The 21,304-nt window shown below is 53.6% G+C and carries 22 protein-coding genes, 1 other RNA gene and 1 pseudogene; 20 read left to right on the top strand and 4 right to left on the bottom strand.

What is annotated here, in order from left to right; all coding sequences use genetic code 11:
• The first annotated feature begins 94 nt into the window (after positions 1-94).
• On the top strand, positions 95-919 hold the full coding sequence (cof, locus tag V2S86_RS14340) for an HMP-PP phosphatase (protein ID WP_330762940.1): 825 nt from the start codon (positions 95-97) through the stop codon (positions 917-919).
• 180 nt (positions 920-1,099) lie between these two features.
• On the opposite strand, the gene V2S86_RS14335 is transcribed toward cof, so the two are convergent.
• Positions 1,100-2,140: a PLP-dependent cysteine synthase family protein gene (locus V2S86_RS14335; protein ID WP_330762939.1), complete on the bottom strand. Its 1,041-nt coding sequence runs from the start codon at positions 2,138-2,140 to the stop codon at positions 1,100-1,102.
• Between the two features lie 122 nt (positions 2,141-2,262).
• Between V2S86_RS14335 and V2S86_RS14330 the strand changes: the two genes are divergently transcribed.
• The 5 genes from V2S86_RS14330 (at position 2,263) to amtB (ending at position 8,328) form a co-directional block, all read left to right on the top strand.
• Positions 2,263-2,724, top strand: coding sequence for an Lrp/AsnC family transcriptional regulator (locus tag V2S86_RS14330; protein WP_004949329.1), 462 nt, complete (start codon positions 2,263-2,265; stop codon positions 2,722-2,724).
• A gap of 94 nt (positions 2,725-2,818) precedes the next feature.
• Entirely contained in the window at positions 2,819-4,594 is a 1,776-nt protein-coding gene (locus tag V2S86_RS14325; RefSeq protein WP_330762938.1) for a SmdA family multidrug ABC transporter permease/ATP-binding protein, read from the top strand.
• A complete protein-coding gene (locus tag V2S86_RS14320; protein ID WP_330762937.1) occupies positions 4,587-6,365 on the top strand; it encodes a SmdB family multidrug efflux ABC transporter permease/ATP-binding protein in 1,779 nt (592 codons plus the stop codon). Before V2S86_RS14325 ends, V2S86_RS14320 begins: the two co-directional genes overlap by 8 nt.
• A 301-nt stretch (positions 6,366-6,666) precedes the next feature.
• Positions 6,667-7,005, top strand: coding sequence for a P-II family nitrogen regulator (gene glnK / locus V2S86_RS14315; RefSeq protein WP_004949337.1), 339 nt, complete (start codon positions 6,667-6,669; stop codon positions 7,003-7,005).
• 36 nt (positions 7,006-7,041) lie between these two features.
• Positions 7,042-8,328, top strand: a complete 1,287-nt coding sequence (amtB, locus tag V2S86_RS14310) for an ammonium transporter AmtB (protein WP_006322220.1) — start codon at positions 7,042-7,044, stop codon at positions 8,326-8,328.
• A gap of 88 nt (positions 8,329-8,416) precedes the next feature.
• Here amtB and tesB read toward each other — a convergent pair whose 3' ends face one another.
• Entirely contained in the window at positions 8,417-9,280 is an 864-nt protein-coding gene (gene tesB, locus V2S86_RS14305; protein WP_330762936.1) for an acyl-CoA thioesterase II, read from the bottom strand.
• 230 nt (positions 9,281-9,510) lie between these two features.
• Here tesB and V2S86_RS14300 point away from each other — a divergent pair, with 230 nt between their 5' ends.
• Positions 9,511-10,002, top strand: a complete 492-nt coding sequence (locus tag V2S86_RS14300; protein ID WP_004949342.1) for a YbaY family lipoprotein — start codon at positions 9,511-9,513, stop codon at positions 10,000-10,002.
• 65 nt (positions 10,003-10,067) lie between these two features.
• Here the strand turns inward: V2S86_RS14300 and V2S86_RS14295 are convergent, their stop codons facing one another.
• Positions 10,068-10,382, bottom strand: coding sequence for an MGMT family protein (locus V2S86_RS14295; RefSeq protein ID WP_119804832.1), 315 nt, complete (start codon positions 10,380-10,382; stop codon positions 10,068-10,070).
• A gap of 158 nt (positions 10,383-10,540) precedes the next feature.
• On the opposite strand from V2S86_RS14295, the gene ffs reads away from it, so the two are divergent.
• From ffs to V2S86_RS14280, 3 genes are all read left to right on the top strand, one after another.
• Positions 10,541-10,637: signal recognition particle sRNA small type (gene ffs / locus V2S86_RS14290), an RNA gene on the top strand.
• Between the two features lie 344 nt (positions 10,638-10,981).
• Positions 10,982-11,782, top strand: a complete 801-nt coding sequence (locus V2S86_RS14285; RefSeq protein WP_330762935.1) for a winged helix-turn-helix domain-containing protein — start codon at positions 10,982-10,984, stop codon at positions 11,780-11,782.
• Positions 11,767-12,258, top strand: coding sequence for a FidL-like protein (locus V2S86_RS14280; protein ID WP_330762934.1), 492 nt, complete (start codon positions 11,767-11,769; stop codon positions 12,256-12,258). The genes V2S86_RS14285 and V2S86_RS14280 overlap by 16 nt, the downstream gene beginning before the upstream one ends.
• On the opposite strand, the pseudogene V2S86_RS25470 reads toward V2S86_RS14280, so the two are convergent.
• A pseudogene (locus V2S86_RS25470) lies at positions 12,196-12,351 on the bottom strand (hypothetical protein); the annotation flags it as partial. The gene V2S86_RS14280 and the pseudogene V2S86_RS25470 sit on opposite strands and share 63 nt — an antisense overlap.
• A 316-nt stretch (positions 12,352-12,667) precedes the next feature.
• Here V2S86_RS25470 and V2S86_RS14275 point away from each other — a divergent pair.
• The 10 genes from V2S86_RS14275 to gspK all read left to right on the top strand — a co-directional run bounded on the left by V2S86_RS14275 (position 12,668) and on the right by gspK (position 21,304).
• A complete protein-coding gene (locus V2S86_RS14275; RefSeq protein ID WP_330762933.1) occupies positions 12,668-13,159 on the top strand; it encodes a winged helix-turn-helix domain-containing protein in 492 nt (163 codons plus the stop codon).
• 49 nt (positions 13,160-13,208) lie between these two features.
• Positions 13,209-13,715: a type II secretion system protein N gene (locus V2S86_RS14270; RefSeq protein ID WP_330762932.1), complete on the top strand. Its 507-nt coding sequence runs from the start codon at positions 13,209-13,211 to the stop codon at positions 13,713-13,715.
• A gap of 125 nt (positions 13,716-13,840) precedes the next feature.
• Complete coding sequence (gene gspD / locus V2S86_RS14265) at positions 13,841-15,733, top strand: type II secretion system secretin GspD (protein ID WP_330763206.1); 1,893 nt, start codon at positions 13,841-13,843, stop codon at positions 15,731-15,733.
• Positions 15,730-17,226: a type II secretion system ATPase GspE gene (gspE, locus tag V2S86_RS14260; RefSeq protein WP_330762931.1), complete on the top strand. Its 1,497-nt coding sequence runs from the start codon at positions 15,730-15,732 to the stop codon at positions 17,224-17,226. The genes gspD and gspE overlap by 4 nt, the downstream gene beginning before the upstream one ends.
• On the top strand, positions 17,216-18,427 hold the full coding sequence (gene gspF, locus V2S86_RS14255; protein WP_442996139.1) for a type II secretion system inner membrane protein GspF: 1,212 nt from the start codon (positions 17,216-17,218) through the stop codon (positions 18,425-18,427). The genes gspE and gspF overlap by 11 nt, the downstream gene beginning before the upstream one ends.
• Positions 18,427-18,909, top strand: a complete 483-nt coding sequence (gene gspG, locus V2S86_RS14250; protein WP_330762929.1) for a type II secretion system major pseudopilin GspG — start codon at positions 18,427-18,429, stop codon at positions 18,907-18,909. The genes gspF and gspG overlap by 1 nt, the downstream gene beginning before the upstream one ends.
• Complete coding sequence (gene gspH, locus V2S86_RS14245; RefSeq protein ID WP_330762928.1) at positions 18,909-19,400, top strand: type II secretion system minor pseudopilin GspH; 492 nt, start codon at positions 18,909-18,911, stop codon at positions 19,398-19,400. Before gspG ends, gspH begins: the two co-directional genes overlap by 1 nt.
• Complete coding sequence (gene gspI, locus V2S86_RS14240) at positions 19,390-19,767, top strand: type II secretion system minor pseudopilin GspI (RefSeq protein WP_330762927.1); 378 nt, start codon at positions 19,390-19,392, stop codon at positions 19,765-19,767. Before gspH ends, gspI begins: the two co-directional genes overlap by 11 nt.
• Positions 19,764-20,375 (top strand): type II secretion system minor pseudopilin GspJ, encoded by a 612-nt coding sequence (gene gspJ, locus V2S86_RS14235; RefSeq protein ID WP_330762926.1) that lies wholly within the window; start codon positions 19,764-19,766, stop codon positions 20,373-20,375. Before gspI ends, gspJ begins: the two co-directional genes overlap by 4 nt.
• Positions 20,372-21,304 carry a type II secretion system minor pseudopilin GspK gene (gspK, locus tag V2S86_RS14230; protein ID WP_330762925.1) on the top strand — a complete coding sequence of 311 codons (933 nt, stop codon included), beginning with the start codon at positions 20,372-20,374 and terminating at the stop codon, positions 21,302-21,304. Before gspJ ends, gspK begins: the two co-directional genes overlap by 4 nt.

Here is a 21,304-nt window from a genome sequence, read left to right as displayed (position 1 = left end):
CCGGAACAGTTTTGCGGAATTGTTCACTATTACTTCCGCAAATACCATCCCATACTGCAGTGATTGTAATCGCGTTCACATTCACGAGGTCTTTATGTATCGTCTGGCGGCTTTTGATATGGATGGTACTTTGCTGACGCCGGATCACCGGGTCGGACCGGAAACCCTGACGGTACTGAAGCAACTGGTTGAACGGGACATGATCGTGACCTTCGCCACCGGGCGGCACTACCTTGATGCGCAGCCGATCATGGCGCAACTCGGTCTGCAGGGCTATCTGATTACCGGCAACGGCACCCGGGTTTATGACAATCGGGGGCGGCAATTGCACGCTACCGATTTGCCTGCCGATATTGCCGAAGAGGTGCTGCATACCCACTGGCGCACCGAGGCCAGCATGCACGTTTTTCGTGATGAAGGCTGGATGACGGAATATGCGGTGCCGGACGAGATGCTGCGGGCGCACCACTTGAGCGGTTTCCGTTTCCAACTGGCGGAACTGCGCCGGTTACCGGCATTCGGCAACAGCAAAGTGTGTTTTATCGCACCGCATGAGGAGTTGCTGGCGTTACAGCTGCAACTCCAGGCGCATTTGGGGGGAACGGCCGATCTCTGTTTTTCCGCCTATGAGTGCCTGGAAGTGCTGCCGCTAGGCTGCAACAAGGGCACGGCGTTAGATACGCTGAGCCGCCACCTGGGTATAACGATGGCGGATTGCATGGCGTTTGGCGATGCGATGAACGACAAGGAGATGCTGGCGACGGTGGGGCATGGCGTGGTGATGGGCAATGCCTTGCCGCAGTTGAAGTCGCTGTTGCCCCAGCTACAGGTTATCGGCCACTGCGAACAGCAGGCGGTGGCTCACTATTTGCAACATTGGCTGCGTTCACCTTACCTCACCTATTCCCCCGAATTATGAGGTTTTACTTTTACAGCCGGCCGGGTATGACTTACCCGGCTTTTTTTATCCCCTGCATCTTTCAAGCCGCAGCGTTGTGGGCTGCATGCGTTCAACCCAGTCACTTACTTGAGTAAGCTCCTGGGTATGCTCGCCCTTGCCGCCTGGCTGCAACTCGAATCCATTGGGGATTGTTGCTGATTATAAATCGTCCAGTTGCGCCTGCCAGGGCGTCAGGTCACCAATATTGTTGCTTACCCACTCGGGGTTGTAATAGGTATCCAGATAGCGTTCGCCACTGTCGCACAGCAGGGTGACGATCGACCCTTGCTCACCTTTTTCACGCATTTGTTTCGCCAATTGCAGCGCGCCCCACACGTTGGTACCAGTGGATGCGCCTACTTTGCGGCCCAATACGTTTTCCAACCAGTGGATGGTGGCGACGCTGGCGGCATCCGGCACGCGCAGCATAGCGTCGACTACCGACGGAATAAACGAAGGCTCGGCGCGTGGGCGGCCAATGCCTTCGATCCTGCTGCCGCAACTGCCGATAATGGTGCGATCACGCTGGTGGAAACAATCGTAGAACACCGAGTTTTCCGGATCGACCACCGTCAGGCGCGTGTCGTGCCCTTGATAGCGTATATAGCGCCCCAGGGTTGCAGAGGTGCCGCCGGTGCCGGCGCTCATCACAATATGTTTGGGAACCGGGAAGGGCTCGCGCGCCATCTGGCGGAAGATACTGTCGGCGATGTTGTTGTTCCCGCGCCAGTCCGTTGCACGCTCGGCGTAGGTGAACTGATCCATGTAGTGGCCGTTTAGCTCTTTCGCCAACTGTTCGGAGACGGCGTAAATTTGCGCAGCATGGTCGACAAAGTGGCAGCGGCCGCCGTAGAAGGCGATTTGCTCAACCTTGCGGCGTGCGGTGCAGGACGGCATAACGGCGATAAACGGCAGACCAATCAGCCGGGCGAAGTAGGCTTCGGATACCGCCGTACTGCCGGAGGAGGCTTCGATAATAGGGGTGTTTTCGGTGATCCAGCCATTGCACAAACCGTACAGGAACAGCGAGCGGGCCAATCGGTGTTTCAGGCTGCCGGTCGGGTGAGTGCTTTCATCTTTCAGGTACAGGCAGATACCGGGAAATTCAGGCAGGTTCAGGCGGATCAGGTGCGTGTCGGCGGAGCGTTGGAAATCCGCTTCTATTTCACCGATCGCATATTTTACCCAAGAATTTGTCATCGTCTGGCCTCAGAATAGGGGGCTTATTTACCGCGTAGCATAGCCTGTCGCAGGGAAAAAAAGATTGCCATTTTCCCTGTTTAATCGCCTAATGGGAGAAAATTTTTCTCCTGGTTGGCGATATGTTAGATAAAACAGACCGTAAATTACTGTGCATGCTGCAACAGGACTGCACGCAGTCGTTGCAGGCGCTGGCCGACGCGGTCAATCTGACGTCGACACCCTGCTGGAAAAGGCTGAAGCGGCTGGAAGATGAAGGCTACATCCGTGGGCGTGTCGCGCTGCTGGATAACGAAAAGCTGGGCCTGGGGCTGACGGCGTTTGTGCTGATCAAAACCCAGCAGCACAGCAGCGAGTGGTATCAGAAGTTTGTGCAACTGACCCAACAGATGCCAGAGGTGCTGGCGTTCTATCGCATGGCAGGAGAGTACGATTACCTGATGCAGGTGGAAGTGGCGGACATGAAGAGTTACGACAGCTTTTACAAGCGCCTGGTGAACGGCGTACCGGGGCTGATCGACGTCACCTCCAGCTTCGCGATGGAAAAAATCAAATACACCACCGCGCTGCCGGTTCCCGAGTGAAATGTTCACCAAACTGGCAAAGTAACGGTGGTATTCTACTCTGCTGAGTCAAAGCGAGAGTAAAATCGACTACATTATCCTGGAATAAAACTGCGTGAGATTATTTGCTCAAATCGGCTGGTATTTCCGCCGCGAGTGGCGCCGCTACCTGGGGGCGGTGGTGCTGCTGATCGTCATCGCCATACTGCAACTGTTGCCGCCCAAGCTGGTGGGCATCATTGTCGACGGCATCACCGAAAAACAGATGTCCGCCGGCGTGTTGATGGCCTGGCTGGGGCTGATGCTCGGCACCGCCGTGATTGTTTACCTGCTGCGCTACGTGTGGCGGGTGCTGCTGTTTGGTGCCTCCTACCAACTCGCCGTTGAACTGCGCGAGAACTTCTATCGCCAGCTCAGCCGGCAGAACCCGGCCTTTTATCTGCGTCACCGCACCGGCGATCTGATGGCGCGCGCCACCAATGATGTGGATCGGGTGGTTTTCGCCGCCGGCGAAGGGGTGCTGACGTTGGTGGATTCACTGGTGATGGGGTTGGCGGTGCTGGTGGTGATGAGCACCCAAATCAGCTGGCAACTGACCCTGCTGTCGCTGATCCCGATGCCGATCATGGCGATCGTGATTAAATACTACGGCGATCAGTTGCATCAGCGCTTTAAATCGGCGCAGGCGGCGTTCTCCAGCCTGAACGATCAGGCGCAGGAAAGCATGACCAGCATCCGCATGATCAAGGCATTCGGCCTGGAAGATCATCAGTCCAACCAGTTTGCGGAAGTCGCCGCCCAAACCGGTGCCAAAAACATGCATGTGGCGCGGATAGACGCCCGGTTTGATCCGACGATTTATATCGCCATCGGCGCTTCCAATCTGCTGGCGATCGGCGGTGGCAGCTGGATGGTGGTAAACGGTTCGCTGACGCTCGGCCAATTGACCAGCTTCGTGATGTACCTCGGCCTGATGATTTGGCCGATGCTGGCGCTGGCATGGATGTTCAACATCGTGGAGCGCGGCAGCGCAGCCTATGGCCGTATTCGCAGCCTGCTGGAGGAAGCGCCGGCGGTGACGGACGGCGAGAACATGTTGCCGGCCGGGCGCGGCAGCCTGGAGGTCGACATCCGGGCATTCCATTACCCGGGAAATTCACACGCGGCGCTGCATAACGTGGCGCTGAAACTGGAGCCGGGGCAGATGCTCGGCCTGTGTGGGCCAACCGGTGCAGGGAAATCGACGCTGCTGTCGTTGATCCAGCGTCAGTTTGATATTGGTGATGGCCAGATTAGTTATCAGGGGATGCCGCTGACCCAGGTGAAGCTTGACGATTGGCGCTCAAGGCTGTCCGTGGTCAGCCAGACGCCGTTCCTGTTTTCGGATAGCGTTGCCAACAATATCGCGCTGGGCAAGCCGGGAGCGACGCAGGATCAGATTGAGCGCGCGGCTCGCCTGGCCAGCGTGCACGAAGATATCTTGCGGTTGCCACAGGGTTATGAAACCGAAGTGGGTGAGCGTGGCGTAATGCTCTCCGGCGGGCAGAAGCAGCGTATTTCCATTGCGCGCGCCCTGTTGCTGGATGCGGAAATCCTGATCCTCGACGACGCGCTCTCTGCTGTGGATGGGCGCACTGAACACCAGATCTTGCATAATTTACGCAGTTGGGGGCAGAACCGGACGGTGATTATCAGCGCGCACCGGCTTTCGGCATTGACCGAAGCCAGCGAGATCCTGGTGATACAGCATGGCGGCGTGGCGCAACGCGGCCAGCATGCCGCACTGGCGGATCAGCCCGGCTGGTATCGCGATATGTATCGCTATCAGCAACTGGAGGCGGCGCTGGATGAAGCACCGCAAGCCGGCGAGGAGATAGTAGCCAATGAATAAAATGCAAAAGCTGTGGCCGACGCTGAAACGGTTGCTGGCTTATGGTTCGCCCTACCGCAAACCGCTGGGGCTGGCGGTGTTGATGCTGTGGGTAGCTGCGGCGGCGGAAGTCGCCGGGCCGATTCTGGTCAGTTACTTTATCGATAATTACGTCGCCAAGGGCCAATTGCCGTTAATGATCGTCTGCGGGCTGGCGGCGGCTTACATTCTGCTGGAGCTGTTGGCGGCGGCGCTGCACTATTTTCAGGCGTTGCTGTTCAATCAGGCGGCGGTGGGAGTGGTTCAGCGTCTGCGCACTGACGTGATGGATGCCGCACTGCGCCAGCCGCTCAGCGCCTTCGATACGCAACCGGTCGGGCAGTTAATCTCCCGGGTGACCAATGACACCGAAGTGATTAAAGATCTGTACGTGATGGTGGTTTCCACCGTGCTGAAAAGCGCCGCGTTAATTGGCGCCATGCTGGTGGCGATGTTTAGCCTCGATTGGCGCATGGCGCTGGTGGCGATCTGCATCTTCCCGGCGGTATTTGTGGTGATGGGCATTTATCAGTACTACAGCACGCCGGTCGTACGCCGGATGCGCGGCTATCTGGCGGACATCAACGACGGTTTTAATGAAGTGATCAACGGCATGGGCGTGATCCAGCAGTTCCGTCAACAGATCCGCTTTGGCGAGCGCATGAGCGCTGCCAGCCGTTCACACTATTCCGCGCGTATGCAGACGCTGCGCCTGGACGGTTTTCTGCTGCGGCCGCTGCTCAGCCTGTTTTCGGCGCTGGTATTGTGCGGCCTGCTGATGCTGTTCGGTTTCAGCGGCGAAGGGTCGATAGGCGTCGGCGTGCTGTATGCCTTTATCAACTATCTGGGGCGTCTGAATGAGCCGTTGATTGAACTGACGTCGCAGCAGTCGATTCTGCAACAGGCGGTGGTGGCCGGTGAGCGTATTTTCGAGCTGATGGACCGCAGCCAGCAGAGCTACGGTGCCGACGATCGCCCGCTTTCAAGCGGGCGCATCGAGATCGACAACCTGAGCTTCGCCTACCGTGAAGATAAAAAGGTACTGCAACATATTTCGCTGTCGGTGCCTTCGCGCGGTTTCGTGGCACTGGTCGGTCATACGGGCAGCGGCAAGAGCACGCTGGCTAACCTGCTGATGGGTTATTACCCGGTCAACGAAGGCGAAGTGCGTCTTGATGGCCGCCCCTTGTCCGGTCTGTCACACCGTACGCTGCGCCAGGGCGTGGCGATGGTGCAGCAGGATCCGGTGGTGATTGCCGAGTCGGTGCTGGCCAACGTCACTCTGGGGCGTAACATCAGCGAAGAGGCGGTCTGGCAGGCGTTGGAAACGGTGCAGTTGGCGGAGCTGGTACGTGCCTTCCCGCAGGGCATCCATACCCGTCTGGGCGAGCAGGGCAACAACCTGTCGGTAGGCCAGAAACAGCTGCTGGCAATGGCCAGGGTATTGGTGCAAGCGCCGCAGATCCTGATCCTCGACGAGGCGACCGCCAACATTGACTCCGGAACCGAGCAGGCGATCCAGCGCGCTCTGCGTTTGATCCGTGAACACACCACGTTGGTGGTGATCGCTCACCGCTTGTCGACCATTGTCGATGCCGACTCGATTCTGGTGTTGCACCGCGGCCAGGCAGTGGAGCAGGGCAATCATCAGCAACTGCTGGCGCAGCAGGGGCGTTACTACCAGATGTATCAACTGCAACTGGTAGGCGAGGAGCTGGCCGCCGCCACCCGCGAAGAAACGCAAACCGCATAATCCCAGAGGGCCGGTCATCAAAACCGGCCCTTTCTTTATTCCTGCCACGCACCACAAACAGGCATCCATCCTTTTCAAATCCCTTCCTCTGCACTTTTTCGACGCGTCGCGCACCAAAATAGTGCGCAATATTTAATCAGTTCTCTGCATGAGAGCAGGCAGCCGGGTTAGTGCTGCACATCGCATCGCCGCCCTACCGGTTAATTTGCTGAATTCGCGCACAAAACCATTTGTGGCATAGCCTTTGCTTTATAAGACTCGTACCAAGGGTGAGTTTGGGCTTAATTCGTGGAGGGGCAATATGAAGCTGGTGACCGTGGTGATTAAACCATTCAAGCTGGAGGACGTGCGTGAAGCCCTATCCTCTGTAGGTATTCAGGGGCTGACCGTAACCGAAGTGAAAGGGTTTGGTCGCCAGAAGGGACATGCTGAGCTTTATCGCGGAGCGGAATACAGCGTCAACTTCTTACCTAAAGTCAAAATTGACATTGCTATCGCCGACGATCAGTTAGACGAAGTGGTTGATGTCATTAGTAAAGCGGCCTACACCGGCAAAATCGGTGACGGCAAAATTTTCGTTGCCGAATTGCAACGTGTCATTCGCATTCGCACCGGCGAAACAGACGAAGCAGCACTGTAATCACAGGCTCAGTAAAGTAATGGGGATGGATTGATAATGAAAAAACTTTTATCCATGTTGGGCCTGAGTACGGTAACCATGGTTCCTTCTTTGGCCCTGGCCGCTCCGGCGGTCGCAGACAAGGCTGACAACGCGTTCATGATGATTTGCACCGCTTTGGTGCTGTTCATGACCTTGCCGGGCGTAGCGCTGTTTTACGGTGGTTTGTTGCGTTCCAAAAACGTGCTCTCCATGTTGACTCAGGTCACTGTCACCTTCGCAATGGTGTGTGTGTTGTGGGTGCTTTATGGTTACAGCCTGGCTTTCAGCGAGGGCAATGCATTCTTCGGCGGATTCCAGACGGCGATGCTGAAAGGCATTGGCATTGATAGCGTCACCGGCACCTTTAATCAGATGATCCACGTGGCGTTCCAATGTTCCTTCGCGTGCATTACCGTGGCGCTGGTCGTAGGCGGTTTTGCCGAGCGCATCCGCTTCTCTGCCGTCGTGATCTTTGCGGCTATCTGGTTCACCATTTCCTATCTGCCGATTGCACATATGGTATGGGGCGGCGGTTTCCTGGCTGCTGACGGCGCGCTGGACTTTGCCGGCGGCACCGTGGTGCACATCAACGCGGCAAGCGCCGGGCTGATTGGCGCCTACCTGTTGGGCAAACGAGCCGGTTTCGGCAAAGAAGCGTTCAAACCGCATAACCTGCCAATGGTGTTTACCGGCGCGGCTATCCTGTATGTCGGCTGGTTTGGCTTCAACGCCGGTTCTGCCAGCGCGGCTAACGGCATTGCGGCACTGGCATTCCTGAACACCGTGATTGCTACCGCCGGCGCGATCCTCTCCTGGACCTTTGCCGAGTGGATTGTACGCGGCAAGCCTTCGCTGCTGGGCGCTTGCTCCGGGTGTATCGCCGGGTTGGTTGCCATCACGCCGGCTGCGGGTACCGTGGGTGTCGGCGGGGCGTTGATTATTGGCCTGATTGGCGGTATTGCCGGCCTGTGGGGCGTGGTCACGCTGAAGAAATGGCTGAAAGTGGACGATACCTGTGACGTGTTCGGCGTGCATGGCGTGTGTGGCATCGTCGGCTGTCTGTTGACCGGCGTGTTCACCTCTTCCTCACTGGGCGGTACCGGTTATGCAGAAGGCGTCACCATGGGCCATCAGGTGTGGGTCCAGTTGCTGAGCGTGGTGATTACCCTGGTCTGGTCCGGTGTGGCGGCCTTTATCGCCTTTAAAGTGGCGGGCGCCATCGTCGGTCTGCGCGTACCGGAAGAGCAGGAGCGCGAAGGTCTGGACGTCAACAGCCATGGCGAGAGTGCCTATAACCAATAAGCCTTGAAGAAGGGCAGTGCGCTAAATAACTCGAAAAATAATGATGATGCGAAAAGGGCGATGGTGACATCGCCCTTTTTTTTTTGCTTTAGGCTTCGCGCTGGCGAATTACGCCTTCTTGCACCGTAGTGGCGACCAGCACGCCGTCTCGGGTGTAAAACTGGCCGCGCACAAAGCCGCGCGCACCAGAGGCGGAGGGGCTTTCCACTACGTACAACAACCAGTCATCCATGCGGAACGGCCGGTGGAACCACATCGAATGATCGATGGTCGCTACCTGCATGCCCGGCTCAAGGAAACCGACGCCGTGCGGTTGCAGTGCCGTCGGCAGGAAGTTGAAATCTGACGCATAGCCCAGCAGATATTGGTGGATACGCTGATCGTCCGGCATGGTGCCGTTGGCACGGAACCACACGTAGCGATGCGGTTCTTCCACCGTGCCTTTCAGCGGGTTATGGAATTTGACTGGGCGCATTTCAATCGGCTTCTGGCCGATAAACTTTTCACGAACCTTATCCGGCAACATATGCGCCAGCTTCTGGGCAATGTCGGATTCAGACATCAACCCTTCTGGCGGCGGCACGTCCGGCATGGTGTTCTGGTGTTCAAACCCCGCTTCCGGGCTTTGGAAAGAGGCGGTCATGTAGAATATCGGTTTGCCGTGCTGAATGGCGCTGACGCGACGGGCACTGAAACTATTGCCATCTCGCAAGATTTCTACGTCATAAATAATGGGCTTGCTGCTGTCGCCTGGGCGCAAGAAGTAGCTGTGGAACGAGTGCACACTGCGTTCTGCCGGCACGGTTTGTTTGGCGGCATACAGCGCCTGGCCGACCACCTGACCGCCGAATACCTGTCGCAGACCCAGATCTTCACTTTGTCCGCGGAATAGCCCTTCTTCGATTTTCTCCAGATCCAGCAGATCGAGGAGGTTTTGCAGTGCCTGGCTCATAAAGTTACTACCTTTTTAATAATCATTTTGCGCAGTGTGCGGAATATCACGGCAAGACGTCAATATGTTGCGATAAAGCACAGGGAAAATTGCCTGAATATTGAGCGTTATTAGGAGGCTAAGTGATTAATAGGCAGTGCTAAATGGATTTTTCAGTATTTTGTGCTAAGTTTAATGAGTGGGGTGGTGAAAGCCACCAAGGTATTGATAATAAAAAAGGAGACCGATCCATGAAACTCTGGCAAATCGTAGGTGGAGCAGCAGCATTGACGATCACCCTGGCGGGTTGTGCCCAAAAGAGCGCCAATGTGCCTGTGCCGGCAGCGGGAAACCCAGCGATTGCGCAAACGCAGATTCAGGGCCCGGCGGTAACTGGTTCGGTTAACATTCGCCAGCGCATTGCGCTGCCACCGGATGCCGTGCTGACGGTTACGCTCTCTGATGCTTCATTGGCGGATGCGCCGTCGAAAGTGATTGCCCAGCGCGCGGTGCGCACTGAAGGCAAGCAGGCGCCGTTTAATTTTGTACTGCCTTACAACCCGGCTGATATTCAGCCCAACGCGCGTATCATTCTGAGTGCAGCCATTACGGTAAACGGTCGGATGACCTTTATTACCGACACTATCCAGGAAGTAGTTAACCGCAACGGCACTCGTGCCGACCTGCAGTTGGTTCCGGTGCAGGGCATTGCGGTTCAGGCGACCCCAACAGCCATGCCGTAAACCGGCAATTCTGAAGCAGTAAGAGATCAACAGCCTTTGCGCTCCGGCCAAAGGCTGTTTTGTTGCTACCAGCGCCAGCCGTAAATCAGCAGATCGACCGTACTGTGCGCGCCAAAGATGATCCCCTCACCCAGCAACGCCTGGCGCTGACGTTGAAAGTCCTCCCCCTGCTGCGAAATTTGGCCATGGCGGTTAATCACCCGGTGCCAGGGCAGGCTGCTGCCTTCCGGCAGGCGCCTCAATACGCCACCGACCTGACGTGCGGCACGGGGTGAGCCGGCCAGCCGCGCTACCTCGCCATAGGTCGTGACCTTGCCATAGGGAATGGCGGCTACCACGTGGAACACGCGCTGGCTGAATGTGGCGTCTTCTGGTTCCATTTATGTTTTCCTGCTGCGGCAAAAAACCAAGGATGAAAGTGTGCCACAGCCGAGGTGGGTAAGAAAACAGCGGTTGGTCCCGGTTGGCTTGCTATTTGGCTGGCCATCACCGATAATGCCCACCGCTTCGCAGTCTTGGAAGCCGTCAATGGGGGCCCTGTTGGTTCTCCCGCAACACTAACTTGTGAACTCGGTCAGATCCGGAAGGAAGCAGCCGCAGCAGGTGACGTGTGTGCCGGGATGTAGCTGGCAGGGCCTCCACCAATTTCTGCTCCCGGCTTTTCCTCCTCCACCGCTTAGGCACTGTTTCCGTCTATCGTCGTTTAGCCCATTCGCTCGATAAAAGAGGCGTTTTAATCAGTCATCCGATCTGATTTTCACCTAAAAAATAATATGATGTCTCAAATATTGGTTTCGATGCTTTTTCTTTTTTCAGAGATACCCGAACAAGATGAGAATTATCTCAATGTTGCGGGGTGTCGATGTTGAGGTTAAAATATTGTTGATGCTTGGCGTTGTCAGGCGATAGTTTTGATATTGACTATAATGGGTCGGTACGGAGTTTTGGACAATAATCAGGCATCAGATTAGGCTGTAATATGATTTATATCATTGATAACAAAGTTGCCTTTAATACCGAGAACGGCTCGCTAAAGAGCATAAAAAATGGTAAGGAAGTATTTTTATCGAGCCTGAATGTCAGAGTGTTCAAATGCTTGCTTGAGCATGGTGTAAAGCCGGTCAGCAGAGAGGATATTTTTAAGCAGGTTTGGGGTGAGCAAGGTCTGAGCGTATCTTCCGCAACGCTGAACCAATATATTAGCCTGACTCGCCGGGCATTACTTACCGTAGGATTCAGCGATCGCTTGATAATCACGGTGGCTAAAACAGGTTATAGAATTAATAAAACCATTTTTGTTAAGGTCTTGGAAATATCCCCCCCAGGCCAATCGTCAGAAGATGTTCCCCCGTTAATGTCTGTCAGCAGTGGCACCCAAAAGTCATATGCATATCATTATTACCTGATGATGTTACTTCGTACCTTATCCATTGCATTACCTATTGCCATCTTGTTTTTTTTGTTTTTTTATTATCAGCATTACCGTGAAAATGAAAGTCGCCCGTTTATCTCTTATCTTGGTGTGGTTAAAGGTTGCCCGATTTATTATTATGGAAAGTATCTCGATAAAAAAACGGAACGCTACCTGCAGTTTTTGAACGAGAAGGATATTTATGGAAATCGATGTGGTAAGGACGAGGTGATTATTACGCGGCTGAATCACTCACTTAACACCACGGAAGACAGTGGCCGTCATTTTATCGCAAAATGTGTAATGGACAGCGATCATTCTTATCATCATTGTGAAAGTGAGTATATCCGCGCATGGAAAAAAAGTTAACTGTATTGTCGATGATACTCATTGTTCTGTGCATTGTTTTCGGTAGTAGCATATATTACCTCACCCATGCCTATCAGGATTTAAAGGGCATTGCCTGCGAAGCTAATGCGAAGTTCACTTACGCCAATGATTTGGATCATGCCGGCGCACCGATGGATATTCGTCTTGTTTTAAAAATGCACTACGTTTTTTTTACGAACAATAAAGGTATTATGACTCTGAATGGGGTGGCGAGCAGTGGAGATAAGCGGTTTTTTGTGAGCCGCAATGTTAATTTCACTTATGTTGCACAAGATGAGTTTTATAAATTCAAATATGGCAATGAACAGCGTTCGGTAAGAGACACCTTACCCTCTGAAATTTATTCCTATTTTTTTAATAGTGAATCTAACTTCTATCATATCAATTATCTTGATAAGGACACTCTGATGTTTAGTAGTGTCTATGCCCCAATGTTTCTTTGTAATGTAAAATAATAATCCGAGGCATAAGCATACAGTAACGATAGAAACTATTAACGGACTACTGTTTTTTTGCCTTGAGGTTATATTCAGGTTTGGCTTTTCCATTGCTGTCAGCTATCTCCATACCAAGGTGTTTATAATTATAGAGAATGATATATATTTTTATATATGATATTTTTATAATTTTATGTTTTCAATTAATTGTTTGTTTTTATTGGTTTTTTTTATTTTAATCGATTTTGTAAAATATTATTAATTTTATATTGTATATTGTGTTTTGATGCTGTTGCCATTCCTTATTGTTCATGTTTTATTAGATGGCATCTTTAATCGCGCTATTGTTTTCTTCTTCCTCGAACAGGGTTTCTTGGGGGGAGGGAACGATGCTTGGTTGTTGTTTTTTCTAGTCAATAGGTGAGATATGGACATACATGACATTGCTCTGAACGACACCCTGATGGAAAACGAGTCGGTTGTATTAGATAACAATAATAAAACATTGTTGTTTAAAAGAGAGAATGTTGTCATTGAGATGACAGAATTGCAACGTCGGTTTATTCTCTGTCTGCTTAGTGGGATATATAAAAAGAATGATATTATTCGCGCAGTATGGTTTTGCAATCATGAAACCATTAGCGATAACAATTATCATCAAATTATATTTCAATGTCGGTCGTTGTTTTCGCGACACGGTATCCCCAGTCAAGTGATTAAAACTATTCCCCGATTTGGTGTCATGCTGAGTTTTCAGGCCTGCGAACAGGAAACAACTGAGGGGACTGGGTCAGGAATTAAAAAAAGAGCGGAAAGTAAAAAAGGGAGGAAGAGCCTGTTGGAAATTATTAACTATAAGATGGCACTGACATTGACACTGCTGTTGTCGGTGGTGATGTTTGTGGGTGTGTCTGCTTAGCGCCTGATGAAAACGAACTGCCAATTTATCTGATTACCCCGAGGCCAAAGTGAGTAAACGGTTTATTGTTTTTTTTATTTCATTTTTCTTTTTGGCGAATGTGGTTTTTATTTTTTCTCAACTTTGGAAAATATACCGCATAGATCAGGCAGGTGTTTTATCGCGGAGTAATATCGTGCCTGCAGAGAGGCATTATGTTGGCTTCCCTGCGCAAGATGATATAGAAAAAATCAACAATGCTGAATTTTTTGGCCGGTATGGGGAAAGGCAGGGAGATAGAAATAACGGTATGAGCTATAAGATTAGCTCGCAGGGGCTAAATGACGATGTTATCAATAATGCCCCTGAAACCCGTCTGGCGGGAAGAATTACCGGCTTGCTATTGAGTGATGATCACAAGCACAGCCTGGTCATCATAGAGCGCGCCGGCAAGCAGGCCAGCTACGGTATGGGCGATCGCATCGCTGGCAGTAACCTCGTTATATTACGAATACTGCAAGACAAAATATTGCTTGATGAGAATGGATACTACGCCTCGATGATTTTTAAAGACTAGGTGTATTTTATTTTTAGGACGAGAAATTTTTAAGGTCATAAGGCTACATTGTGATTACGCATCTTTTTTACCATTTTGGCCATCAACTGGCCCGCCTTCCCTGGCGGGAACTGGTGGTGGTATCAATGTTGGCTGCTACCCCCGGGATAACACATGCAGCGTCATTCTCTGCCAATTTCAAAGGTACGGATATTCAGGAATTTATCAACACGGTCAGTAAAAACCTGGGGAAAACGATCATTATTGATCCGGCGGTGAAAGGAAAAGTCACCGTACGTAGCTATGAGCAGCTTAATGATAAACAATATTATCAATTCTTCCTGAACGTGCTGGACGTGTACGGATATACCGTCATTGGTATGCCAAATAACGTACTTAAAGTCATTGTGGCGAAAGACGGGAAAAGAGCCGCTTTGTCGCAGGCCGGCGGCGAGCTGATTGGGGAAGGGGATGAGGTTGTAATGCGTATTGTTCCTTTGCGCAATATCGCGGCCAAGGATATTTCCCCATTATTACGTCAACTGAACGACAGCGTGGGCGTAGGCAGCGTGGCGCATTATGAACAGGGCAACGCATTGTTGATCACCGGCAGAGCCGCGGTAGTGAATGGGTTGATCGATATTGTTCGGGAGATGGATCAGGACGACAGCAATCAGATAGAAACCCTTGCGCTGAAGCATGCGGCGGCGGCCGAAATTGTGCGTATGGTCAATGCACTGTTCCGTGAAGAGGGCAAGCAGCGCATGGCGGGGGCTGCGACGCTGCGGCTGGTCGCGGATGACAGAACCAATACTGTGATGATCACCGGCGACGATCGGATCCGCGAATATGTTAAGGACATGATTTATCAGCTGGATAACAAGAGCGTCAATCAGGGCAATACAAAAGTCATTCAGCTGAAATACGCCAAGGCACAGAGCCTAGTTGAGGTGCTGACGGGGATTAGCTCAGGCCTGCAAAATGAAAAAGAGGGCACGGCGACCAATGTAGCCTTGTTGAAAAATGTGGTGATCAAAGCCGATGAGCAAACCAATGCGTTGATCATCACCGCTGCGCCGGATGTGATGCGCGACCTGGAAGAGGTGGTTACCAAACTGGATGTTCGCCGTGCTCAGGTGCTGGTTGAGGCGGTGATTGTTGAGGTGCAGGACGGTCAGGGTCTGAATATCGGCGTCCAGTGGGCCAATAAATACGGTGGTGGAACGCAGTTTGCCGGCAATGTACCCGGTGTTTCATCGGGTTTCGACGGCGGTATGCTTGAAGCCTTCAACAAGGCCAGCGGCTTGATGACCGGCTTTTACAGCGGAAATTGGGGGGTATTGTTATCCGCTATCGCCAGCAACAATCAAAATAATATCCTGGCTACGCCGAGCATTGTCACTCTGGATAACGCCGAAGCGGAATTCAGCGTAGGCCAGGATGTGCCTATTTTGACCGGCTCGCAAACCACCAACAGCGATAACGTTTTCAATACCGTCTCGCGTAAAACGGTGGGGATCAAACTCAAGGTCAAACCGCAGATTAACAAGGGTCAGTCGGTCCTGATGCAGATTGAACAGGAAGTCTCCAGCGTGGCCGACAATACGCAGGTCTCCTCCGATTCCCTGGGCGCCACTTTTAATATCCGTACGGTAAACAACACCGTGTTGGTCGACAGCGGCGAAACGGTGGTGGTTGGCGGTCTGCTGGATAAAACCAATTCAGAGGTGGAAAGCAGCGTTCCGCTGTTGGGGAAAATTCCGGTGTTGGGCGCGCTGTTTCGTTCTACGGCGGTGAAAGAGAGCAAGCGCAATTTAATGCTGTTCATCCGCCCGACCATCATCCGTACGACCGAAGGATTCTCGCAGCAAAGCCAACGTAAAGTCGGCAAATTCGATACCGAGCAGCGGGAAGATATCGAGTTGAAAAAGGCGTTGCGCGAGGAAATCTCTTCTGGCCCAACTGCGGGTGACAATCAAGCGTTTCTCCGCGTCATTTCGCAGGTAAATGCGTTTTATCACCAAGAGGGAAAATCATGACGCTGAGCCCCTCCGGTCATCTGTTGCCTTTTGCCTGGGCACGCCAGCACGGCGTGCTCGCCGTCGCTGAACCGAGTGGCACACAGTTGTATTGCCATCAGCAAACGGCTCAGGCCGCGCTGATAGAAGCATACCGCTGCTTGCCGGGCGAGCCGACGTTGGTGTGGTTGGCGCTTGAAATCTTTGAACAGAAACTGGTGGCGTATTACCAGCAGGAAGCCGGTCATACGCAGAAGATGATCGACGATCTGGGCGGCGAGCTGGATTTTTACACGCTGGCGGAAGAGCTGCCGGAGCAGCAGGATCTGCTGGACGAGCAGAACGATGCGCCGATCATCCGTTTGATCAACGCCATGCTGAGTGAGGCAATCAAAGCCCGTGCCTCCGATATTCATATCGAAACCTACGAAAGCGAATTGGTGATCCGTTTTCGCATTGACGGTGCGCTGCAACGCATTCTGGCGCCACAGCGCAAATTGGCCGCGCTGCTGGTGTCGCGCATCAAGGTGATGTCGAAACTGGACATTGCTGAAAAACGGGTGCCGCAAGATGGACGCATGACGTTGAAGATCGCTGGGCGGGCGATTGACGTGCGCGTATCGGTGATGCCGGCCAGCCACGGTGAGCGGGTGGTTATGCGCCTGCTGGACAAAAATAGCGTCAGGCTGGATCTGCCCAGTTTAGGCATGACGCAGGAACGTCAACAGGCGCTCCTGCGTCTGATTCAGCAGCCGCACGGCATCATCCTGGTTACCGGGCCGACCGGCTCCGGCAAGAGCACCACGCTCTATACCTTGCTGAACCAGATTAATGACGAAAACCGCAACATCATGACCATTGAAGATCCCGTCGAATATGAGTTGAGCGGCATTGCGCAGACCCAGGTGAATCCGAAGGTGGACATGACCTTCGCCCGCGGGCTGCGTGCGCTGCTGCGCCAAGATCCCGATGTGGTGCTGATCGGCGAGATCCGCGATGGCGAAACGGCGCAGATCGCGGTACAGGCTTCGCTGACCGGGCACCTGGTGCTGTCCACGTTGCATACCAATACGGCGATCGGTGCCATTACCCGCCTGCGAGATATGGGCGTTGAACCATTCTTGCTGTCCAGTTCGCTCAGTGGCGTGTTGGCGCAGCGCCTGGTGCGGCGGCTGTGTCCACATTGCCGCGAACCCTACGCTCTGTCCGATCGGCAACGGCGGGCGTTTGATCTGCCTGCGGATCAGAGCGTCACTGGCTGGCGATCGTTGGGCTGTAACGCCTGCAGTGGGCAGGGTTACCTTGGCCGTATCGGTCTGCATGAGCTGCTGGTGCTGGATGAACCCATGCGGCTGGCGATCCACCGCGGGGACAGCGAGATCGACATCATGCGGCTGGCCGCCTCGCGCTATCAGTCTTTACGTCAGGATGGGATCGCCAAAATGAGTGCCGGCGAGACCAGTCTGGAAGAGGTGCTGAGAGTAACCCGCGAAGGGGATGGCGATGAGATTTGATTATCATGCCTGCGACAGGCAAGGGCGTGCCCGACGCGGGGGGCTTGAGGCGGACTCTTTGCGTCATGCCCGCGATCTGTTGCGTGAAAAAGGGTGGCAGGTGCTGGCGGTTAAGGCCAAAAAAAATCGCAGTTTCAACAAGCTGCCTGGCTTTCGGCTGACCTCCGGCGTCACGAGCAGCGATCTGGCGTTGTTGACCCGTCAGTTAGCGACGCTGATGTCCGCCGCATTGCCGCTGGAAGAAGCGTTGATGGCGGTAGCGCGGCAAACGGAAAAGAAAGGTTTGCAGGCGGTGCTGACGCAGGTACGCCTGCGGATCCTGGAAGGTTTTTCCCTGGCGCATGCGTTGGGGCAATACCCGCCTATTTTTGATCGTCTGTACTGCGCCATGGTGACTGCCGGCGAAATCTCCGGCCATCTGGCACCGGTGCTGGAGCGGTTGGCCGACTATGTCGAACAGCGCCAGCAAATGAAAAACAAGATCACTCAGGCATTGGTATACCCGATGGTGCTGACGGTGGTGGCGATCGGGGTAGTCGCCATCTTGCTTACTGCGGTGGTGCCTAAAGTCATAGAGCAATTTATTCATATGAAACAGGCCTTGCCGTTGTCTACCCGGCTGCTGATCGGTGCCAGTGACGTCATCCGGCAGTGGGGGCTGGCAGTGCTGATGTTGTTGCTGGCGGGCGTCGGTTTGTTTCGCTATCGCCTGAAAGAGCCGAGCAGGCGTACCCGGTGGCATGCTTTTATCCTGCGGCTACCGGTTATCGGCAAGTTGATCCTTGGCGTGAATACGGCGCGCTACGCCAAAACGTTGAGCATTTTGAACGCCAGCGCGGTGCCGTTGCTGGAGGCGATGCGCATCAGCGCCAGCGTACTGGGCAATGATGATGCCCGACAGCGGTTGTTGGCAGCGATGGAACGGGTGCGTGAAGGAGAAGGGTTGTCGCCGTCTCTGGAGGGAACCGCACTTTTTTCGCCGATGATGCGGCACATGATCATGTCCGGTGAGCGCAGCGGTGAATTGGAAATGATGCTCGAGCGGGCGGCGAATATGCAACAGGATGCCTTTAATCGGCAAATAACTTTGGCGCTGGGGCTGTTTGAACCTTTATTGGTAATAGTGATGGCCAGCTCGGTGCTGTTTATTATTTTGGCTATCCTTCAGCCAATATTGCAGCTCAATAATATGATTGGATAATGAAGATGTTAACGGAAAATAAAGTAAGAAGTATCAGTAATGTACGCAATTTTAAACAAAAGGGCTTTACGCTTTTGGAAATTATGGTGGTGATTGTCATTCTGGGGTTATTGGCCAGTTTGACGATTCCCAGCCTGATGGGAAATAAAGATAAAGCGGATAAGCAAAAGGCGACCAGCGATATTGTCGCCCTGGAAAATGCGCTGGATATGTACAAGTTGGACAACGGGCGTTATCCAACTTCGGAGCAAGGGTTGGCGGCGCTGTCGACCAAGCCCGAAGTGGCGCCGATTCCCCGCAATTATCCTGAAGACGGTTATATCCGCCGGCTGCCGCAAGATCCCTGGGGCAATGAGTATCAACTGCGCAACCCCGGCAAGCACGGCAGGCTGGATGTGTTCTCCATCGGCCCGGATGGCATTGCCGACACTGATGACGACATCGGTAACTGGGGCGCGAGCACTGCGGATAAAGCTGAGTGATGATGAGGTACGAACGCGGCTTTACTCTGCTGGAGATTATGCTGGTGCTGCTGTTATTAGGCATTACCAGCAGCCTGGTGATGCTGCGTTCTCCCGCCACTGAAAGCCAACTGGCGCGACAGGGTGAGCAATTGGCCTGGCAGTTGAATGAGGTTGCGGAACGGGCTGAGCGTGAAGGAACAACCTATGGCGTGGTGTTCAGCCGCAGCGGTTGGCGCATTGTCGCCGCCGGTCAACCGCAGGATAAAACGGCGGTGGCGATAGGCTTGCCTTTAGCTGCAGGGGTTGAACTGTTGTTGGCCCAGGAAGGGCAGGCTATCCAGCTGGATGAGGCATGGCCGCCGCAGGAGGAACCGCAAGTCTGGCTGTATCCGGGCGGGGAAACCACCGTATTTTCCGTCACATTGCTGCAGGGGAAATGCCAGTGGCAGCTCAGCGCGACCGGTTTCTTTACGTTTGAGACGACAGAAGTCCACTGTGATGAAGCATAAATATAAACGACAGCGCGGCATGACCCTGTTGGAGGTGATGGTTGCGCTGATGATTTTCGCTATCGGTTGCATGGCGTTAATCAAAACCACCGGGCGGCAGGTGCAAAGCCTGGGGACCATCGAAGCGAAGAATATCGCCCTGTGGGTAGCGGATAACCAACTGACTTTATTGCAGCTTGATACGGTACTGCCCGCTCAGGCATGGCGTCAGGGGACGACTGAAATGGCGGATGAAACCTGGTATTGGCGTTATCGCGGCAGAGACACCACGGATGTCGGGATGCGAGCGATAGAAATGGAGGTTCGGCGCGATCCGCAGGCGCCAGGTGCCTTGATCAGGCTGCTGGCCTACAGAGAATTGCCATGAACAGGGAAGCGGAGCGCGGTTTTACTCTGGTGGAAATGATGCTGGCCATCGTTATTTTTTCTTTGTTGTCGCTCACTGCGATGATGATTTTCAAAGGTGTATTGAGAAACAGTGAGATCACCCAGAGAAAATCGACGCAAATGGTTCAGTTGCAACGGGCGCTAACCCTCATTGAACGGGACTTTACCCATGCACTCACCCGCACGCCGGCCGGTTTGGCCGGTCAGCCCGGCATACCGGAGTTTATGGCGCGCGAGGTTGCGGAGGGCGCTGACGGCTATCGGGTCATGATGATCAGAAATTACTGGCATAACCCCGGTGCCAGGTTGCCGCGTTCGACGCTGGAGCGGGTGGAATATCGGTTTCAGAAGGGGAGACTGGAACGGCTGAGCTCCCCAGTCCTGAACAGTCCGCCGTCTGCCGCGCGCAGTGTGGCGTTGTTGTCGGATGTGTTGCAGTTCCAACTGCGTTTTTATTATCAAGGTGAATGGTTATCGGCGTGGCATGCCAGCACCTGGCTGCCTCAGGCGGTCGAGATCATCGTTGAAACGCGCTCTTTCGGCATGGTACGACGCATTGTTCCGCTGTCGCCTGAGGAAAAATCATGAATAAACAGCGGGGAATGGCGTTACTGATGGTTTTGTTAATGATGTCGGTAATGACGATTATAGCGGTGAATATCAACAACTATTGGCAGCGCTCATTGACGCGAGCGCAGTTTCAGCAGGAGCAATTACGGGCCAAGTGGCTGCTGTTGGGCGGAGAAATCTATGCCAAAAGGCAGTTGCAACAAGCGTTGGATAAGCAGGTTTCGGTGAATTTGGGGCAGGCATGGGCGCGTGAAAATATGGCCATGCGCACGGAAGAGGGGGAGGTTTCAGTGCGCATTGTCAGCGCCGATATCTGTTTTAATTTAAATGCGCTCGCAACGTCATCCCCGGTGGATGACGCTGGGGCCGAAAAGCCGAAAATAGCGAGGGAGAAGCAGATATTCATGCTGTTGCTCACCAATCTGGGCGTTGCCGAGCCGCAGGCCGGTGCTATCGCCGACGCTGTTATTATGAAAATCAGCGCACAACGCGCCACGTCTGAAACGGCCTATCTGATTGAAGACGCCAGTGAACTGCGGGAGATCGGCATCATAAGCCGTGAACTGTACCTGCGTATGGCGCCATTGGTCTGCGCCTTACCGGACAATACGCTGCAAATTAACCTCAACACCGCCACGGCGCGGCAGTTGCCGTTGATCAGGGCGATGTCGCTGAATGCTTTGGGTAACGAGCAACTCCTGGCGATCATCGCCGGTCGGCCGCAGCTTGGCTGGAGCTCATTGGACTTTTTAACCACGGATAACTACCCCGAGCTGCGTAAGTTGAAAGACGGCGGCCTGGCTGACGGACTTGCCACTACCGGCAGCCGCTTTATTGTGGAGCTGCGGGTGAAACTGGGTGACGGCAGGTATCGCTTGGTCAGCGTATTGCAACGGAACGGTTCCGGCACGAAGGTCATTCGGCGCCAGTTTGGTTGGGGAGAGTAG

This window comes from Serratia sp. C2(1) (assembly GCF_036352655.1).
GTDB lineage: Bacteria > Pseudomonadota > Gammaproteobacteria > Enterobacterales > Enterobacteriaceae > Serratia > Serratia inhibens.
Note: the sequence above shows the minus strand (reverse complement) of the source record. Positions and strands in the feature narration are given on the sequence as shown.

Bases quoted from the DNA above. Each gene is read 5' to 3' on its own strand.
- cof (WP_330762940.1), top strand. From the start codon at position 95: ATGTATCGTCTGGCGGCTTTTGATATGGATGGTACTTTGCTGACGCCG.
- V2S86_RS14335 (WP_330762939.1), bottom strand. From the start codon at position 2,140: ATGACAAATTCTTGGGTAAAATATGCGATCGGTGAAATAGAAGCGGAT.
- V2S86_RS14330 (WP_004949329.1), top strand. From the start codon at position 2,263: ATGTTAGATAAAACAGACCGTAAATTACTGTGCATGCTGCAACAGGAC.
- V2S86_RS14320 (WP_330762937.1), top strand. From the start codon at position 4,587: ATGAATAAAATGCAAAAGCTGTGGCCGACGCTGAAACGGTTGCTGGCT.
- glnK (WP_004949337.1), top strand. From the start codon at position 6,667: ATGAAGCTGGTGACCGTGGTGATTAAACCATTCAAGCTGGAGGACGTG.
- amtB (WP_006322220.1), top strand. From the start codon at position 7,042: ATGAAAAAACTTTTATCCATGTTGGGCCTGAGTACGGTAACCATGGTT.
- tesB (WP_330762936.1), bottom strand. From the start codon at position 9,280: ATGAGCCAGGCACTGCAAAACCTCCTCGATCTGCTGGATCTGGAGAAA.
- V2S86_RS14300 (WP_004949342.1), top strand. From the start codon at position 9,511: ATGAAACTCTGGCAAATCGTAGGTGGAGCAGCAGCATTGACGATCACC.
- V2S86_RS14295 (WP_119804832.1), bottom strand. From the start codon at position 10,382: ATGGAACCAGAAGACGCCACATTCAGCCAGCGCGTGTTCCACGTGGTA.
- V2S86_RS14285 (WP_330762935.1), top strand. From the start codon at position 10,982: ATGATTTATATCATTGATAACAAAGTTGCCTTTAATACCGAGAACGGC.
- V2S86_RS14280 (WP_330762934.1), top strand. From the start codon at position 11,767: ATGGAAAAAAAGTTAACTGTATTGTCGATGATACTCATTGTTCTGTGC.
- V2S86_RS14275 (WP_330762933.1), top strand. From the start codon at position 12,668: ATGGACATACATGACATTGCTCTGAACGACACCCTGATGGAAAACGAG.
- gspD (WP_330763206.1), top strand. From the start codon at position 13,841: ATGTTGGCTGCTACCCCCGGGATAACACATGCAGCGTCATTCTCTGCC.
- gspE (WP_330762931.1), top strand. From the start codon at position 15,730: ATGACGCTGAGCCCCTCCGGTCATCTGTTGCCTTTTGCCTGGGCACGC.
- gspF (WP_442996139.1), top strand. From the start codon at position 17,216: ATGAGATTTGATTATCATGCCTGCGACAGGCAAGGGCGTGCCCGACGC.
- gspG (WP_330762929.1), top strand. From the start codon at position 18,427: ATGAAGATGTTAACGGAAAATAAAGTAAGAAGTATCAGTAATGTACGC.
- gspH (WP_330762928.1), top strand. From the start codon at position 18,909: ATGATGAGGTACGAACGCGGCTTTACTCTGCTGGAGATTATGCTGGTG.
- gspI (WP_330762927.1), top strand. From the start codon at position 19,390: ATGAAGCATAAATATAAACGACAGCGCGGCATGACCCTGTTGGAGGTG.
- gspJ (WP_330762926.1), top strand. From the start codon at position 19,764: ATGAACAGGGAAGCGGAGCGCGGTTTTACTCTGGTGGAAATGATGCTG.
- gspK (WP_330762925.1), top strand. From the start codon at position 20,372: ATGAATAAACAGCGGGGAATGGCGTTACTGATGGTTTTGTTAATGATG.